At 73.4% G+C, this 17,183-nt stretch carries 14 protein-coding genes; 11 read left to right on the top strand and 3 right to left on the bottom strand.

What is annotated here, in order from left to right; genetic code table 11:
- Positions 1-146 precede the first annotated feature (146 nt).
- Entirely contained in the window at positions 147-1,850 is a 1,704-nt protein-coding gene (locus tag AB0B85_RS21715) for a hypothetical protein (RefSeq protein WP_357409984.1), read from the bottom strand.
- Here AB0B85_RS21715 and AB0B85_RS21710 point away from each other — a divergent pair.
- Complete coding sequence (locus AB0B85_RS21710; protein WP_357409997.1) at positions 1,839-2,855, top strand: hypothetical protein; 1,017 nt, start codon at positions 1,839-1,841, stop codon at positions 2,853-2,855. The two genes, AB0B85_RS21715 and AB0B85_RS21710, sit on opposite strands and share 12 nt — an antisense overlap.
- On the top strand, positions 2,852-3,883 hold the full coding sequence (locus AB0B85_RS21705; protein WP_357409982.1) for an HAD-IIA family hydrolase: 1,032 nt from the start codon (positions 2,852-2,854) through the stop codon (positions 3,881-3,883). The genes AB0B85_RS21710 and AB0B85_RS21705 overlap by 4 nt, the downstream gene beginning before the upstream one ends.
- Before the next feature lie 24 nt (positions 3,884-3,907).
- Here the strand turns inward: AB0B85_RS21705 and AB0B85_RS21700 are convergent, their stop codons facing one another.
- Positions 3,908-4,246: an SCP2 sterol-binding domain-containing protein gene (locus AB0B85_RS21700; RefSeq protein WP_088947517.1), complete on the bottom strand. Its 339-nt coding sequence runs from the start codon at positions 4,244-4,246 to the stop codon at positions 3,908-3,910.
- 111 nt (positions 4,247-4,357) lie between these two features.
- Here AB0B85_RS21700 and AB0B85_RS21695 point away from each other — a divergent pair, with 111 nt between their 5' ends.
- The 5 genes from AB0B85_RS21695 (at position 4,358) to AB0B85_RS21675 (ending at position 11,036) form a co-directional block, all read left to right on the top strand.
- The gene (locus AB0B85_RS21695; protein WP_357409980.1) at positions 4,358-4,987 is read left to right on the top strand and encodes a hypothetical protein; all 630 of its coding nucleotides are present in this window, start codon (positions 4,358-4,360) and stop codon (positions 4,985-4,987) included.
- Positions 4,984-5,283: a hypothetical protein gene (locus AB0B85_RS21690; protein ID WP_357409978.1), complete on the top strand. Its 300-nt coding sequence runs from the start codon at positions 4,984-4,986 to the stop codon at positions 5,281-5,283. The genes AB0B85_RS21695 and AB0B85_RS21690 overlap by 4 nt, the downstream gene beginning before the upstream one ends.
- A gap of 38 nt (positions 5,284-5,321) precedes the next feature.
- Positions 5,322-6,179 (top strand): TlyA family RNA methyltransferase, encoded by an 858-nt coding sequence (locus tag AB0B85_RS21685; protein WP_357409976.1) that lies wholly within the window; start codon positions 5,322-5,324, stop codon positions 6,177-6,179.
- A gap of 91 nt (positions 6,180-6,270) precedes the next feature.
- Entirely contained in the window at positions 6,271-7,155 is an 885-nt protein-coding gene (locus AB0B85_RS21680) for an NAD kinase (RefSeq protein ID WP_357409974.1), read from the top strand.
- A gap of 158 nt (positions 7,156-7,313) precedes the next feature.
- The gene (locus tag AB0B85_RS21675; protein ID WP_357409972.1) at positions 7,314-11,036 is read left to right on the top strand and encodes a S8 family serine peptidase; all 3,723 of its coding nucleotides are present in this window, start codon (positions 7,314-7,316) and stop codon (positions 11,034-11,036) included.
- A gap of 75 nt (positions 11,037-11,111) precedes the next feature.
- Here the strand turns inward: AB0B85_RS21675 and AB0B85_RS21670 are convergent, their stop codons facing one another.
- Positions 11,112-12,131, bottom strand: a complete 1,020-nt coding sequence (locus AB0B85_RS21670) for a helix-turn-helix domain-containing protein (RefSeq protein ID WP_357409970.1) — start codon at positions 12,129-12,131, stop codon at positions 11,112-11,114.
- Between the two features lie 89 nt (positions 12,132-12,220).
- Here AB0B85_RS21670 and recN point away from each other — a divergent pair, with 89 nt between their 5' ends.
- The 4 genes from recN (at position 12,221) to AB0B85_RS21650 (ending at position 17,182) form a co-directional block, all read left to right on the top strand.
- Positions 12,221-13,978: a DNA repair protein RecN gene (gene recN, locus AB0B85_RS21665; protein ID WP_357409995.1), complete on the top strand. Its 1,758-nt coding sequence runs from the start codon at positions 12,221-12,223 to the stop codon at positions 13,976-13,978.
- A gap of 119 nt (positions 13,979-14,097) precedes the next feature.
- On the top strand, positions 14,098-15,276 hold the full coding sequence (gene steA / locus AB0B85_RS21660; protein WP_357409968.1) for a putative cytokinetic ring protein SteA: 1,179 nt from the start codon (positions 14,098-14,100) through the stop codon (positions 15,274-15,276).
- Between the two features lie 27 nt (positions 15,277-15,303).
- On the top strand, positions 15,304-16,248 hold the full coding sequence (locus tag AB0B85_RS21655) for a copper transporter (protein ID WP_357409966.1): 945 nt from the start codon (positions 15,304-15,306) through the stop codon (positions 16,246-16,248).
- 67 nt (positions 16,249-16,315) lie between these two features.
- A complete protein-coding gene (locus AB0B85_RS21650; protein ID WP_357409964.1) occupies positions 16,316-17,182 on the top strand; it encodes a hypothetical protein in 867 nt (288 codons plus the stop codon).
- Position 17,183 lies beyond the last annotated feature (1 nt).

Below are 17,183 nucleotides of genomic sequence, written 5' to 3'. Positions count from 1 at the left end.
TATCTGCCGTTGGTACTGCACTCGTGAGGGTGTGGGAGAGTAGGACGCCGCCGGACAATCTTCCAGTCGAGGGCCGCCCCATCCGGGTCGGCCCTCGACTGCGTAGCGCCATTGGTGGCGCAATCAGGAAGGATGTACCTGTGAGTTCAGGACCGCAGGGCGGAGACCGTCCCCGTCGATACGAAGACCGTACTGACGGCGCGGGCGGACGCGACCGCGGCTCGCGCCGCGATGACCGAGACCGGCCCCCGTACCGAGGAGACCGCGACAGCAGCGGCGGCACCCGCGGCGGTTACGCCGGCGGCCGCGACTCGGGGTCCCGTGGTGGTGACCGGGACAGCTCGCGTTCCAGCGCCCCGCGTGAGGGCGGTTACCGGGGTGGCGACCGGGACGGTTCGCGTTCGAGCGCCCCGCGTGAGGGTGGCTTCCGTGGTGGCGACCGGGACGGTTCGCGTTCGAGCGCCCCGCGTGAGGGTGGCTTCCGTGGTGGCGACCGCGAGGGTGGTTTCCGCGCTGGCGACCGTCGTGAGGGCGGCTACCAGGGCGGCGATCGCAACCGTTCCGGATCTTCCCGCGAGGGTGGTTTCCGGGGCGGCGACCGCGATGGTTCGCGTTCGAGCGCCCCGCGTGAGGGTGGCTTCCGTGGCGGTGACCGCCGTGAGGGTGGTTTCCGCGGCGGTGACCGCGAGGGCGGCTTCCGCGGTGGCGACCGTGATGGTTCGCGTTCGAGCGCCCCGCGTGAGGGCGGCTTCCGCGGTGGCGACCGCGAGGGTAGTTTCCGCGGTGGTGACCGTCGTGAGGGTGGTTTCCGCAGTGGTGACCGGGACGGTGCCCGTTCCAGCGGCCCGCGTGAGGGTGGTTTCCGCGGTGGCGACCGTGAAGGTGGCTTCCGTGGTGGTGACCGCGAGGGTGGCTTCCGTGGCGGTGACCGTCGCGAGGGTGGCTTCCGCGGTGGTGACCGCGAGGGTGGCTTCCGTGGCGGTGACCGGGACGGCTCCCGGCCGAGTGGGCCGCGTGACGGCGCACCCCGCGAGGGCGGCTTCCGTGGCGGTGACCGTCGCGAGGGTGGCTTCCGCGGTGGTGACCGTCGTGAGGGTGGTTTCCGCGGTGGTGACCGGGACGGTGCCCGTTCCAGCGGCCCGCGTGAGGGTGGCTTCCGTGGCGGTGACCGCGAGGGTGGCTTCCGTGGCGGTGACCGTCGTGAGGGTGGTTTCCGTGGCGGTGACCGCGAGGGTGGCTTCCGCGGCGGTGACCGTCGTGAGGGTGGTTTCCGCGGTGGTGACCGGGACGGTGCCCGTTCCAGCGGCCCGCGCGAGGGTGGCTTCCGCGGCGGTGACCGTCGCGAAGGCGGCGCGTCTCGTGAGGGCGGCTTCCGCGGTGGTGACCGTCGTGAGGGTGGTTTCCGTGGCGGTGACCGCGAGGGTGGCTTCCGCGGTGGTGACCGGGACGGTGCCCGTTCCAGCGGCCCGCGTGAGGGTGGCTTCCGCGGCGGTGACCGTCGCGAGGGTGGCTTCCGCGGTGGTGACCGTCGCGAAGGTGGCTTCCGTGGCGGTGACCGAGACGGCTCCCGGCCGAGTGGGCCCCGTGAGGGCGGCGGCTACCGTGGTGGCGACCGCGAGGGCGGCTACCGGGGCGGTGACCGGGCGGGCGCTTCCCGGGCCGACGATCGGCCGCGTCGCGAGGGCGAGTTCCGTCGCGACGACCGTGCCGGCGGCTCCGACTCGTACGCCGGTCCGCGCAACTCTGGCCCGGCCCTGCCGGACGACATTGTCGCGACCGATCTCGACAAGGACGTTCGCGCTGAGCTGCTCTCGTTGAACAAGCCGGTCGCCGAGACGGTGGCCCGGCATCTGGTGGCGACGGGTCAGCTGATTGACGAGGACCCGGCCGAGGCGCTGGCGCACGCGCTGGCCGCCCGGCGGCTCGCGTCACGCATCTCCGCTGTCCGTGAGGCCGTGGGCCTGGCTGCGTACCACGCGGGGGAGTGGCAGTCGGCGATCGCCGAGCTGCGCACGTACCACCGGATGAGTGGTCTGCAGAGCCACCTGGCTGTGCTCGCCGACTGTGAGCGGGCGCTCGGCCGGCCGGAGCGGGCCATTGACCTGTTCCGCGGCGCGGACCGGGAGAAGTTGGACCAGGCGGTCGCGATCGAGCTGCTCATCGTCGCTGCGGGCGCCCGGGGTGACCTCGGGCAGAAGGACGCCGCGGTGGCGATGCTCCAGGTGCCGGACCTCACCAGCGAGGCCACCGTGCCGTGGACGGCTCGGCTGCGGTACGCGTACGCCGACGCGCTGCTCGCCGTGGGCCGGCGCGAGGAAGCCCGCGAGTGGTTCTCCCGTGCCGCTGACGTGGACACCGAGGGCGAGACGGACGCCGCCGAGCGGCTGCTGGAACTCGACGGCGTGGTCATCGAGGGCGACGACGAGGACGAAGCCGCCGAGGAGATCGCCGCGGGCCCGGGCACTCCGGGGGCGGTTCCGGCCGAACCGGACGCCGACCTGACCGGCGCGAACGAGGACGACCGCGACGACGAAGACGACCGCGACGACGAAGACGACCGCGATGACGAGGACGACCGCGACATCGAGGACGACGACGAAGACGACGAAGACGACGAAGACGAGGACGACGAGAACGAGGACGACGAGGACTTCGACGACGACGAGCCCGACGGTGTCGTCGGCCGGGCCGGCGGCGACGACTTCGTCGGCGAGGACGAGGACCGTCACCCGGACGAGGCCGGCAACGCCGGTGCGGGCGTCGCTGTCGATGACAGTCTGCCGTCCGGCGCCCCGGTCGACGCCGACGCAGCCGCCCCGGTCCGGGGCGACGAGTCGGAGCCGACGCAGCGGTGAACGCGGGCGCGGGGGAGCGGCTGGTCGACGGGTACACCCTTGTCGTTTTTGATCTGGACGGGGTGATCTACCTGATCGACCGGCCGATCCCCGGTGCCGTCGAGGCCGTAGCCCGGCTGCACGAGGAGGGGCGGGCGGTGGCGTACGCCACGAACAACGCGTCCCGCCGGTCCAGCGAGGTCGCCGACCTGCTTACCGGAATGGGTGTGCCGGCCAAGCCGGAGGAGGTGCTCACCTCCGCGGCGGCCTCGGCCGAACTCCTGCGGGATCGGCTGCCCGCCGGCGCGCCGGTGCTCGTGGTCGGGGCGGAGGCGCTCCGTGCCGAGCTGCGCGCGGTTGGCCTGACCCCGGTCAGCAAGGCCGACGAGAACCCGGCCGCGGTGGTGCAGGGGTACGGCCCCCAGGTCGGTTGGGCCGAACTGGCCGAAGCGTCGATCGCGGTGCGCTCCGGCGCGCTCTGGATCGCCACCAACACCGACCGGACGCTGCCCAGTGGCCGAGGTCCGCTACCCGGCAACGGGTCGCTTGTGGCGGTACTGCGGACGGCGCTGGAGCGGGACCCGGACGTGGTGGTCGGCAAACCGGAGTCGGCGCTGTTCGAGACCGCCGATCGGCGTGCCGGAGGTGGCCGGAGCCTGGTGGTGGGTGACCGGTTGGACACCGACATCGAGGGTGCCCGCCGGGCCGGGCTGGACAGCCTGCTCGTACTGACCGGCGTCAGCGGCGTACCGGATCTGCTGGCCGCCGCTCCGCAGCGGCGTCCCACGTACGTGGCGAGGGACCTGGCGGGGCTCTTCGACCCGGCGGACGCCGTGCGGGTCCCGGGTGCGGCGGACGCTGGCGGCTGGTCCGTGACCGATCGCGACGGCACGCTGGAACTGACCGGCTCCGGGCGACCACTGGACGCGCTGGCGGCGCTCTGCGCGGTGGCCTGGGCGGCACCGGAGCCGGCGTTGCCGAAGATCCGCCCGATCGGCCCGGACGCGGCGCATGCGGTGGAGAGCTTCGGCCTGGCCGCCGCTGCCTGACCCCGGGTCGGGCGACCGGGTTCGTCAGAGCAGTTTGCGCAGCTTCAGCAGGTCGAACGGGTTGGCCTTGATCGACACCCGGCGGGAGGTCACCGCGCTGGTGACGTCCAGGTCACCGCGGACCAGGGCGAGCAGGTCGTCGCTTGACGTGCTCAGCGCGATCTTGGCCTTGGGGTCGTCGCCGTCGGTCAACTCGACAAGCCGACCGCCGGTGATCCGGCCGTGGAACGCGGTGTCCAGATCGGTGATCCGGCAGGCCAGTGTCCGGTCCAGGTCGATCCGTTCGCGCACCGTCTCGGCATTGCGATCCAGCCGGGCGGCCAGCTCCTGCAAAGCCTGCCGGCACTCGTCCACGCTGGCCACATCGCCCCCTCGTTGATCGCCACGCCGTCCTCGGCACCGTACCGCACGGCACAGTCCGGGGTCCCCGGTAGCGTGACACCTGCACACCCCGCCCCGTGGAAGGACTCAGGCATGCAGGACGCGTGGCGCGCCTACCTCGAACTGGCCATGGGCCTCGCGGAAGCGCCCCGGAAAAAGGCCCAGGACGTTGCACGTCGGCTCGTCGGCTCCGGCGGCGCGACCGCCGCTCAGCTCCAGGCCCTCGGCGAGGAACTGGTCACCACAGGTGCCGCCAACCGCGAGGCGTTGACCAAGCTGGTCCGTTTCGAGGTCGACCGGGCCCTTGGCGCGGTCGGGCTGGCCACCGCCGACGAGGTGGCCGAGCTGACCCGACGGGTGCACGACCTGGAACGGCAACTCCGCGAGGCGCGCACCGCGGAGCCGGGCACCGCGGAGCCGGGCACCGTGCCACCCACCGTGCCGACCGCCGCCGCGTCGACCGCCGCCGCCGAACCGGCGCAGGTCGACCCCACGCTTGCCGCGCCTCCCGGCGCAGGGCTGGTGCCCACCGACTCCCCGGCGGGTGCCCCGGTGGCCAAGAAGGCCGTCGCGAAGAAGGCCGTGGCGAAGAAGGCAATCGCGAAGAAGGCCGTCGCCGGGAAGCCGCAAGCGGGCATCAACGCCGCCGACGAGGCCCCCACGCCCGCGGACATGCCGGCCAAGAAGGCGGTCCGCAAGCAGCCTCCGGACGACGCCGAATGAGCCAGCCCGGTGCACCGGCCGGCGGCCCGTTCCCGGCCCGTCCCGGCCCGCCGCCCGGTGGCGCGGCCCGTCCCGGCCCGCCGGTGGGTGGTGCTGCGCGGCCCGGCCCGGCGGTGGGTGCTCCGCCCGGCCCACCGCCCGACGGCGGCGACGACGCGGCGCGGCATCCGGCCGTGGACGCCGCGGTGCGGGCCATTGCCAACGCGGCGACGCTGGCCCCGGCCGATCAGATCGCACAGTACGAGGCGGCCTACGAGACGCTGCGCGAAACCCTCGCCACCATCGACCAGACCTGAGTGCGACGACCAGGCCTGAGCAGACCGGAGAACCACCAATGGCACGTCGTAACCGGCTGGACGCCGAACTCGTCCGCCGCGGTCTGGCCCGCTCCCGGGAGCAGGCCGGCGCGCTTGTCGAGGCCGGCCGCGTCCAGCTGCGGGGGGTCGTCGCGCGCAAGGCCGCCGCGATGGTCGACCCCGCCGACCCGCTGCTGGTGACCGGCGAGGACCCGACCGAGGAGTACGTCTCCCGCGGCGGGCACAAGCTCGCGGGCGCGCTTGCCGCGTTCGGTGCCGGCGGGCTGCGCGTCGCCGGCCGGCGCTGCCTGGACGCCGGCGCGTCGACAGGTGGCTTCACCGACGTGCTGCTGCGCGCCGACGCCGCCGAGGTGGTGGCCGTGGACGTCGGCTACGGGCAGCTCGCCTGGTCGCTGCGCACGGATGAGCGGGTCCGCGTCCTGGAGCGCACAAATGTTCGTACCCTCGATCCGGACACGATCGGCGGGCCGGTCGACCTCACGGTCGCGGACCTGTCGTTCATCTCGCTGCGGCTGGTGTTGCCGGCGCTGGCCGGCTGCACCCGGGACGACGGTGACCTGGCGCTGATGGTCAAGCCGCAGTTCGAGGTCGGCAAGGACCGGGTCGGCGCTGGTGGTGTGGTCCGCGACCCGGAGTTGCGCGCCGAAGCGGTGCTTGACGTGGCGGCGGCTGCCGCGCGGCTCGGCCTCGGGCTGGCCGACGTGGCGGCCAGCCCGCTGCCCGGGCCGAGCGGCAACGTGGAGTTCTTCGTATGGTTGCGCCGGGGCGCGCCACCGGCCGACCCGCAGCGGGTACGGACGGTGGTGGCGGCCGGGCCGGACGGCCCGACGGCCGGCGACGTGCCGGACGTGGCGGCGGAGGAGGTCGCAGGGTGAACGCGTGCAGCGAGAGCACCGCGATGGCCCACTGTGGTGGCGGGCCGACTGTGGCGCGCCGCCGCCTCGGTGCGGACGGGCGGGTGGCCCGATGAGCCGGACCGCGCTGCTGGTGACCCACACCGGCCGACGGCGTAGCACCGAGCACGCCCGGTCGGTCGCCGCCGACCTGATCGCCGCGGGTTTCGAGGTACGGGTGGTCGCCGACGAAGCCGACGACCTCGACCTGCCCGGCGTGGTGCCGGTCGCCGGCCCGCAGGCCGCCGAGGGCGCCGAGATCGTCTTCGCGCTCGGTGGGGACGGTACCTTCCTGCGCGCCGCCGAACTGGCCCGGCCGGCGAAGGCGCCGCTGCTCGGCATCAACCTCGGCAAGGTCGGTTTCCTGGCCGAGGCGGAGATCGACGACCTGGACAGCGCGGTCCGGGATGTCGTCGGTCGCAACTACACGGTCCATGAGCGGCTCACCCTGGACGTGACAGCCGAGTTCGACGGTGGGCCGACGATCGAGTCCTGGGCGCTCAACGAGATCAGCATCGAGAAGGGCGAGCGGGCGCAGATGCTCGAACTGCTCGTCGACGTGGACGGGCGGCCGCTGTCCCGCTACGGCTGCGACGGTGTCGTCTGCGCCACCCCCACCGGCTCCACCGCGTACGCGTTCTCCGGGGGCGGCCCGGTGGTCTGGCCGGAGGTGGAGGCGCTGCTCCTGGTGCCGATCAGCGCGCACGCGCTGTTCAGCCGCCCGTTGGTCACCGCCCCGACGTCCACCTTCGTGATCACCGTCGACCCGTTCACCACCCTCGCCGTGCTGTCCTGCGACGGGCGGCGGGTCTACGACCTGCCCCCCGGTGCCCGGGTGACGGTGCGTCGAGGTGCCCTGCCGGTGCGCATCGTGCGGTTGCGGGCCCGCCCGTTCACCGATCGGCTGGTCGCCAAGTTCGGCCTTCCCGTGCACGGGTGGCGCGGCAGCCGCCGGTGACGACGACGTACACCGTCGGTGGACGACGGTTGTCCACCTGACGACATGTCGCCGCTGCGGCGGCTGGCGACTAGTGACCTGGTGACAGGCTCCGACGCAGACTCCGATCGGCCCTCATCCACGGATGGCGGGCCTGGAGGAGTAGAGGAGCACATCGCATGCACTGGTCCCCCCGCTGGCTCGCCGTCGGCGTGGTCGGCGCGTTGGTGGTCGGCCTCGCCGCACCGGCGTCCGCCGACCCGTCCGCCCGGCCCACCAACCCGAAACCGGGCACGCCCACCTCGGGCGCCGCGCCCGTTCGGATCACCCTGATCACCGGCGACCAGGTCGACCTGCTGCGGGCGGCACCCGGCCGGGTCACCGCCAGCGTCCGCCCCGGTCCCGGCCGCAACCGGGTCACCTTCCAGACGGTGCAGGTCGACGGCGGGTTGCGCGTACTGCCCAGCGACGTCATGCCGTACCTGTCCGCGGGGGTGCTCGATCCCCACCTGTTCGACGTGCAGGAGTTGGCCGCCGACGGCTATGGCGACGCCGCGCAGGGCGACCTGCCGCTCATCGTGCGGTACCAGGAGCCGGCCGCCGGCCGGGTCCGGCCGCTCGCCGGCAGCACCGACGCCCGCCCCCTGGCGAGCATCAACGGCGCGGCGCTGCGGATCGGCAAGGGTGACCTCGGCGGCCTGTGGAGCACGCTCGCCGGCTCGCCGAACACCCGACGCACGACCGCCGAGCCCCGACTGGGCAGCGGCATCGCCCGGATCTGGTTGGACGGGAAGGTCCACCCGGCGCTTGAGCACAGCGTGCCGCAGATCGGCGCCCCGGCGGCCTGGGCGGCCGGCCGGGACGGCACCGGCGTGAAGGTGGCGGTGCTCGACACCGGCGTCGACGCGACCCACCCCGACCTGGCCGGTCGGATCGCCGAGGCGCGGGACTTCTCCGGCCTGGGCAGCCCCCGCGACGGGCACGGCCACGGCACCCACGTGGCGTCGACGATCGCCGGCAGCGGCGCGGCGTCCGGTGGTCTACGCAAGGGCGTCGCTCCCGGCGCGCAGTTGCTGATCGGCAAGGTGCTCGACGACAGCGGCTCCGGCTCCGACTCGTCGATCATCGCGGGGATGGAGTGGGCCGCCCACTCCGGTGCGAAGGTGGTGAGCATGAGCCTCGGCGGATCCCCGACCGACGGCACCGACCCGATGAGCCAGGCCGTCAACGAGTTGACCGCCGAGACCGGGGCGCTGTTCGTGGTCGCGGCTGGCAACGAAGGCGCGGCGCGTACCGTCGGCGCTCCGGGCGCGGCCGCCGCGGCGCTTACCGTCGGCGCGGTGGACCGCGACGACAACCTGGCGTCGTTCTCCAGTCGGGGCCCGCGGCTCGGTGACAACGGCCTGAAGCCGGAGATCACCGCGCCGGGCGTCGGCATCGTCGCGGCGCGGGCCGCCGGCACCAGCATGGGTACGCCGGTGGGCGACTCCTACACGACCGCGAACGGCACCTCGATGGCCACCCCGCACGTGTCCGGAGCGGCGGCGATCCTGGCGCAGGAGCACCCCGACTGGACCGCCGGCATGCTCAAGGACGCGCTGGTGAGCACCACGAAGGCGAACCCGGCGCTTACCGTCTTCGAGCAGGGCGGCGGCCGGGTAGATGTGGCCCGGGCGTTCGGCCAGCGGGTGTACGCGTCGGGCACCGCCGACTTCGGTCGGCTCAGCACCGGCGGTGCGGTCGCCGAGCGGGCCGTGACGTACACGAACGGCAGCACGACGCCGCAGACCCTGCGGTTGGCAGTGGAGTTGCGCAACCTGGACACCGGCGCGGCCGAGGCCGACGGGGTCGCCCTGGGCGGCACCGAGGTGACAGTGCCGGCCGGCGGCAGCGTCGCCGTGCCGCTGCGCGCCGACCCGGCGAAGTTGGACCGTGGTCTGCACGGCGGGTGGCTGGTGGCCACCGGCGCGGACGGCGTCGCGGTGCGCACCGCTGTCGCGCTCACCCTCAGCGGCCCGCTGCACACCGTGACCGTGCGGGCGCTCGACCTGCAGGGCCAGCCGGGATTCGCGTCGGTGCTCACCCTCTTCGGCGAGCAGCCCGAATCGGACTGGCTCGGCTGGGTCGGCGGTGAGGTGCAACTGCAGGTAGAGGAGGGCCCGTACCTGCTCGAGGCGCTCATCGAGCACGGTGCCCCGCTGGACGAGCAGATCACCCTGGTCACCGACCCGGAGTTGCTTGTCGACCGGGACCTCACCGTGGTGCTCGACCCGCGCAAGGGCACCCCGGTGCGGATCGAGACGCCGAAGCCCGCCGAGCAGCAGGCGACGATCAGCTTCTACGAGCACCGGGTCTTCGGCAACGGCCGGCAGGTCGACCACGGGGTGATGACCTTCAGCACCATCCAACAGGTGAACGTCACCCCGACCCGCCCGGTGCGCGCCGGCGAGTTCGAGTTCTCGTCGCGCTGGCAGCTTGTCGCGCCGATGGTGGACGCGAAGGTCAGTGGAGTGTCCGGTCCGCTCAACATCAACCTGATGGGCTACTCACCGGCGCCGTCGGACCGGCAGCGGCTGCCGCTGGTCTGGGCCGGCACCGGCACCCCCGCCGAGCTGGCCCGGGTCCGTGGCGCCGCGGCGCTGCTCACCACCAGCCCGGACGCCTCGGAAGAGGAGCAGATCGCCGCGGCGGCAGCCGCCGGCGCGAAGGTGGCGCTCATCGTCCGCCCGGCCGACCAGAGCGCGTGGACGTCCTGGACCCCGCTGGGCGACCGGCTGCCCATCCCGGCGCTGGCCGTGGCGTACGACGACGGGCAGCAGGTGATCGCGGCGGCCCGGAAGGGCCGCACGACGCTGGACCTGACGTTGACGGTGCAGAGTCCCTACCTGTACGACGTGTGGCAGGTCTCGAAGGGACGGGTCCCGGAGCGGATCATCCACAAGGTCACCGCGCAGAACACCGCCGAGGTGACCGCCAGCTACGCGGGTGTCGGCGGCGAGTGGGCAAGCGAGCAGCGCTTCGGTTGGCGGCCGTGGCAGGAGACCTCCTGGAACGACAACCAGCGGCTGGTACGTGCCGGCAGCACCCGGCAGGAGTTCGTCAGCGCCGACGGTTCCTGGTGGCAGCACCAGGTCATGCACAAGATTACGTTCATGGGCGACGGGCGGTTGACCGGTGGTCTGGCCGAGCAGCCCCGGCGGTACTCCGCTGCCGACCGGGTGAGCGAGACCTGGCACGCCCCGGTGATCCGGCCGGCCGTGCCGGCCGGCGGCGCGGTGCCGGTGCCCACGCGTACCGGGGACACGCTGGACCTGCGGGTGCCGGAGTTCGTCGATGCCGAGGGGCACTACGGCCCGGCCGGGGGCAGTGAGGAGTCGGACACCGTCGAGGTCCGGGTCAGCCGGGACGGGAAGCCGCTCGCCGACCTGTCCGGCGGGTGGGCCCCGGTGCCCACCACCGCGGCGCGGGCCCGCTACCGGCTGGAGCTGAGCACGAAACGGTCCTCGGCCGAGTGGGCCTACGCCACCCGGACCGACACGGCCTGGGAGTTCACCTCGGCCCGACCGGCGGGCGACGCCGCCACCCCGTTGTCGCTGTTGCAGGTCGACTACCGGGTGCCGGCCGACCTGCTCGGCACGGTGCCGGGCAACCGGCCACACAAGGTGGGCGTGACGCTGCGCCAGCCGGCCGGGGTGCCCGCGCCGACCGGCACCAGCGTCCGGGTGCAGGTCTCCTTCGACGGGGGCGTCACCTGGCGGAACGCGCCGACCTCGGGGTCGGGCACCCGGTACACGGCGACCGTGCCGGCGGGGCGTGGCACGGTGTCGCTGCGGGTGCACGCCACGGACCGGGCCGGGAACAGCGTCGAGCAGACGGTGCTCCAGGCGTACGGGCTGCGCTGACCTGATCCGGGCGGGGCGGCTCAGCCGTCCCGCCCGGTGGGGGCCCGCCGTCCGTCGACGGCGGCCCCCGCCGGGTCAGAGCCAGCCGCGTCGGGCGACCTGGAACGCCAACCCGGGGCGGGTGTCCACCCCGGCGGCGGACATCAGGTCGGCGATCCGCCGTTGCACGGTCCGCCGGCTCACCCCGAGCTGGGAGGCGATGGACTTGTCCGGTACGCCGGCCACGAACAGCGACAGCAGCCGCGCCTCGTCGGCGTCCGGCTGATAACCGTCGCACTGGTGGTCGGTGGGATCCGGGCGCCGCGCGTCGGGTGTCGCGGCGGCGAGCGGATCGTCGAGCCGCAACCGGGTGGCCACCCGCCAGTGGCTCTCGAAGAGGGCGAGCAGCGCGTCGAGCAGTTGACTGCGGCCGATCACTGCGGCGCTCGGTTCGCCGCCGTCGCGGTCGGGCACCAGCGGGCAGATGGCGATGCGGGCGTCCACGATGGCCAGTCGGACCGGCAGCCGGTCCAGGACCCGGGCCTGCTCCCCGGCGGCGACACCCTTGGCCAGGTCGGCCAACGCGCCCGGTTCCAGCAGCAGGTCACGCTCGTAGATGGCCCGGTAGCTCACCCCTCGGGCGAGCGCGTCGAACTCCTCCACGTTCTCCGGGCCGGCCATGGCGAGGGGGTTGGCGCGGCAGAACCAGAGCACCTCGGTACGTGCCGCGTTCTGCAGATCGCGCAGCCGGTCCCGGAGCACCCGGGCGCCGGCGATCACCTCGACGAGGTGGTCGACGTGGTGCCTGCGCAACCCGGACCGGTACTCCTCGGCCAGCTGGGTGACCCGTCGGCGGGCCGCCTCCAGGTCCTCCTGGCGGCGCAGGAGCGTCCCGCCGAGGGCGACGTCCGGGGCGGTCGGGCGCAGCGGCGCGTCCGGGTCGTCGTCGGTGGGCTGCACCAGGCCCTTGGCGCGCAGCGCGCCGACCTGGGCGACGACCTGGTCGCGGGGTCGGTTCAACCGGCGAACCAACTCGTCGATGCGGGCCGTGGTGAGCTGCAGCAGGCAGCGGTAGAGCTCCTCCTCAGCCGTGGTCAGGCCGATCACATCCAACACGGGGCAGAACTGTACGGCGGCCGGGTGGCGGCCTCACCCGGGCCCGTCGGCTGGTCAACTGTCGGGCCTCGCGTCTACTGTCGGTGGCTGTGCTGGAAGAGCTGCGCATCACCGGACTGGGCGTCATCGAGGACACCACGCTGCCGTTGACCGGCGGCATGAACGTCATCACCGGCGAGACCGGTGCGGGCAAGACCATGGTGGTGACCGGCCTCGGCCTGCTCTTCGGAGGTCGGGCCGACGCCGGGCGGGTCCGCGCCCAACCCGGGCGGGCGGTGGTCGAGGGACGGTTGCGCCTGGACGGGCGGGTCGCCGACGCCGTGCACGCGCGGATCACCGAGGCCGGTGGCGAGCCCGACGAGGACGGCTCGGTGCTGCTGAGTCGCACTGTCACGGTGGAGGGGCGCTCCCGCGCCCACGTCGGTGGCCGGAGCATGCCGGTGTCGATGCTCGGTGAGGTCGGCGAGCAGGCGGTGGCCGTGCACGGCCAGTCCGACCAGCTGCGGCTGCTGCGCCCGGCCGAGCAGCGCGCCGCGCTGGACCGCTTCGCCGGGCCCGCGCACGAGAAGCTGCTCGACGTGCTGCGCGAGGCGTACACCGGGTGGCGTCGGGTGGTCGACGACCTGGCCGACCGGCGGCGCAACGCGCGCGAGCGCAACCAGGAGGCCGACCTGCTGCGGCTGGGCCTCGACGAGATCACCCGGGTCGACCCACAGCCGGGTGAGGACGACGAGCTGAAGACCGAGGCGCAGCGGCTGGAGCACGCCGAGGGGCTGCGCACTGCCGCGCAGATCGCCCAGCAGTGCGTCGCCGGTGGTGTGGAGGCCACCGACGAGGCCCCGGACGCGGCGGCGCTGCTCGGCACCGCCCGGCGGACCCTGGAGGCGCAGTCCGGCACCGACCCGGCGCTGGGTGAGCTGGCGGCCCGCCTGGAGGAGGCGGCCACGCTCGTCACCGACGTGTCGGCGGAGCTGTCGGCGTACCTGGCGACGCTCGACGCGGACCCGGCCCGGTTGCAGCACGTCTACGAGCGGCGGGCGGCGCTGCGCGCCCTGACCCGCAAGTACGCCGACGATGTCGACGGGGTGATCGCCTGGGCCGATCGGGCCCGCACCCGACTGTCCGACCTGGACACCTCCGACGATCTGCTCGACGAGTTGGAGCGGGACGGCCAGCGGCTCGCCGTCGAGGTGGCCGATCTGGCCGGGCGGGTGTCCACCTCCCGGCAGGAGGCGGCGATCCGCTTCGCCGACCAGGTCACCGTCGAGCTGGCCGGGTTGGCCATGCCGCACGCGCGGATCGAGGTGGCGGTGCTGCCCCGCCCGGCTGGTCGCGCCGAGCCGACGCTGTCGGTGAACGGTGTCGAGGTGGGGGTCACCGCGGACGGCGGTGACGAGGTGGAGCTGCGGTTGCTGGCCCACCCGGGCGCTCCGTCGTTGCCGTTGCAGCGGGGCGCGTCCGGCGGTGAGTTGTCCCGGGTGATGCTCGCCATCGAGGTCGTCTTCGCCGGCTCTGGCGGCCCGCCCACGCTGGTCTTCGACGAGGTGGACGCGGGCGTCGGCGGCCAGGCGGCGGTCGAGATCGGCCGCCGGTTGGCCCGGCTGGCCCGCAGCCACCAGGTGTTGGTGGTCACGCACCTGCCGCAGGTGGCCGCGTTCGCCGACCGGCACCTGGTGGTGGCGAAGGACACCGGCGGCGCGGTGACGACAAGCGGGGTGCGGGTGGTGGAGGACACCGAGCGCGCCCGGGAGTTGGCCCGGATGCTTGCCGGTTTGCCCGATTCAGATTTGGGTATCGCCCACGCCGAGGAGCTTTTGGCAGTGGCCGCCAAGGAAAGGCGGTTGTGACGCCGCGTATTGTGAGCGCAAGCACACCGGCTTGTGCCGGTGTGTGCTTCCCTGGGTAGGCGGCCCTGCTCAGGCATGTCGCGACAGAAAAGCCTGCCTCACATGCCAGGATGGTCACGATGCGTCTACCCACGTTGCGCCGGAACCGGAACTCCGAACCGGGCAGAGTCCTCGGCACCGCGCGCCTTGATCGCCGGACAAAACGCCTGGTCGGTCGGCTGCGCCCCGGCGACATCGCGGTCATCGACCACGTCGACCTGGATCGGGTGGCGGCCGATTCGCTGGTCGCGGTCGGCGTCGCCGCGGTGCTCAACGCCAAGCCCTCGGTCTCCGGCCGTTACCCGAACCTCGGCCCGGAGGTGCTTGTCGCCGCCGGCATTCCGCTCCTCGACGACCTCGGGGAGGGCGTCTTCGAGCAGATCCGCGAGGGCGACCAGGTGCGCATCGAGGGCAACACGGTCTTCGCCGGTGACGAGCCGGTGGCCCACGGCAGCCTGCAGGACGCCGAGTCGGTCGCCAAGGCGATGGCCGATGCCCGGGAGGGACTGTCGGTGCAGTTGGAGGCGTTCGCCGCCAACACCATGGACTACCTCCGTCAGGAGCGCGACCTGCTGCTCGACGGGGTGGGTGTGCCTGACATCGAGACCCAGATCCAGGGGCGGCACTGCCTGATCGTGGTGCGCGGCTACGACTACAAGGCCGACCTGGACGTGCTGCGGCCGTACATCCGGGAGTTCAAGCCGGTGCTCATCGGCGTCGACGGCGGGGCCGACGCGCTCGTCGAGGCCGGGTACACCCCGGACATGATCATCGGGGACATGGATTCGGTCACCGACGACGTGCTGCGCTGCGGTGCCGAGGTGATCGTGCACGCGTACCCGGACGGGCGGGCCCCCGGTCTGCCCCGGGTCAACGGCCTCGGCGTGCCGGCGATCACCTTCCCGGCCGCGGCGACAAGCGAAGACCTGGCCATGTTGCTCGCCGACGAGAAGGGCGCCTCGCTGCTGGTCGCGGTCGGCACCCACGCCACACTTGTCGAGTTCCTCGACAAGGGGCGCGGCGGGATGGCCTCGACCTTCCTGACCCGGCTGAAGGTCGGCGGCAAGCTTGTCGACGCCAAGGGGGTGAGCCGGCTCTACCGGCAGAGCATCTCCGGGTCCTCGCTGCTGTTGCTGGTGCTGTCGGCGATCGCGGCGATGGCGTCCGCGGTGGCTGTCTCGACAGTCGGGAAGGCGTACCTCGGCGTGGTCGCCGAGTGGTGGGACAATTTCGTGTTCCAGCTGTACCGGCTCTTCTAGTTCCCGACCGATCAAGAGGCTGCAAGCGTGATCAACTTCCGCTACCACGTGGTGTCCCTCACCGCGGTGTTCCTGGCTCTGGCGATCGGCCTGGTGGTCGGCACAGCCGCCCTCAACGGTCCGGTCGCCGACTCGCTCAAGGAGCAGGTCACCGGGCTGCGCAAGGACAACCAGCAGTTGCGTCAGCAGGTCAACAGCATGGAGAAGCAGCTCGGTCTGGAAGAGGAGTTCGCCGAGGAGATCTCCCAGGTCTTCCTGCCCGGCACCCTCACCGGGCGCCGGGTCGTGGTGCTCGGCCTGCCCAACGGGCGCAACCACACCGAGGGCGTGCTCAAGAAGCTCCAGCAGGCCGGCGCCACCATCACCGGTCAGGTCGACCTGCAGGACAAGTTCATCAACCCGGACAACAACTCCAACCTGTTGGAGCTGGCCGTCACCGCGGCCCGCCCGACCGCGCAGACCACTGGCCTGCCGGGCAACGGGCACGGCGTGGAAACCTCAAGTGCGCTGCTGGCAAGCGTCCTGCTGGACCGGTCCCAGGGCGTCGCGCCGGTGAGCGACGCCGACCGGCGGGCGGTGCTCGCCGCCTACAACAACGCTGGCTACCTGACCACCGACAGCAACAAGGTCACCGCCTCGGCGGAGGCCGTCGTCGTGGTCAGCGGCCAGCCGTACGTCGACAAGGACTCCGACAAGCGGGACGAGTCGGTCGTCAAGATCGCCGAGCAGTTCGACCGGACCGGGGCGATAGTGGTGGCCGGCAACGGCTCCGCCGGTGGCAACCTGGTTTCCGTGGTCCGCGGTGACCCGGTGCTCTCCCAGACCATCTCCACCGTCGACAACGCCAACACCGTGCAGGGCCAACTGGTCACCGCCCTCGCCCTGGTGCAGCAGCTCACCGAGAAGAAGGCCGGCCAGTACGGCGTCGGCGACAACGCCGCCTCCGGCCTGTTGCCTAGACTGCCCCAGTGAGCGAACGACGTACCCCCGTGTCCGTAACCGACGCCGGCGCGAGCCGGCGGTCCCGCAGGGCGGCGGCGTGAGCACGCTGGGCCGGCTGCTGATCGCCGGCGCCGGTGCCGCGGCGGCCCGGTACGCGCTGCGCGAGGTGCGCATCTCCCCGGCCGGGCCGGCGCTCGAGCGCACCAACTTCCGGGGCCGCACGGTGACCCTGGCCGCCGGCCCGGCGCTCGCCGCCGGGGCGACAGCCGTCGGCGCGTTCGGTGCCACAAGCGGCGCCTCCGGTGCGGCCACCCTGGTCGCCGGGCTCGGCGCTGGTGGCGTCGGCCTGTACGACGACGTGGTCGGCGCGCGGCCGGAGCAGAAGGCGGCAAAGGGCTTCGCCGGTCACCTCGCCGCACTGCGGGCGGGCCGGATCACCGCCGGGCTGGTCAAGGTCGTCGGAGTGGGCGCCGCCGGGCTGGGTGCCGCCGCGCTGCTCGCCGCCGACCCCCGGGTCGCCGCGCACCCCCGCCGGCAGCGGCACGGCGCGTTCGGCCGCGGCGTCGACGTGCTGCTCGGCGCCGGCGTGATCGCCGGCACCGCCAATCTGCTCAACCTGCTCGACCTGCGGCCGGGCCGCGCCCTCAAGTCCGGGCTGCTGCTCGCGGCGCCGCTCACCGGCGGCCCGCACGGCGGGATCGCGGCCGGCGCGGCCGGTGCCGCCGCCGGCCTGCTCCGCGACGACCTGGCCGAGGACGTGATGCTCGGCGACAGCGGCGCGAACGCGCTCGGGGCGCTGCTCGGCGTCGCGCTCGCCGCCCGCAGCGGCCCGCTCGGGCGGGCCGGTCTGCTCGCGCTGCTCGCCGGCCTCACCGCCACCAGCGAGAAGGTCAGCTTCACGGCGGTGATCCAGCGGACCCCGGGGCTGCGGGAGCTCGACGCACTGGGCCGGCGCGCCGACTGAC

It is taken from the genome of Micromonospora sp. NPDC049044 (assembly GCF_040649215.1).
Taxonomy (GTDB): domain Bacteria; phylum Actinomycetota; class Actinomycetes; order Mycobacteriales; family Micromonosporaceae; genus Micromonospora.
Note: the sequence above shows the minus strand (reverse complement) of the source record. Positions and strands in the feature narration are given on the sequence as shown.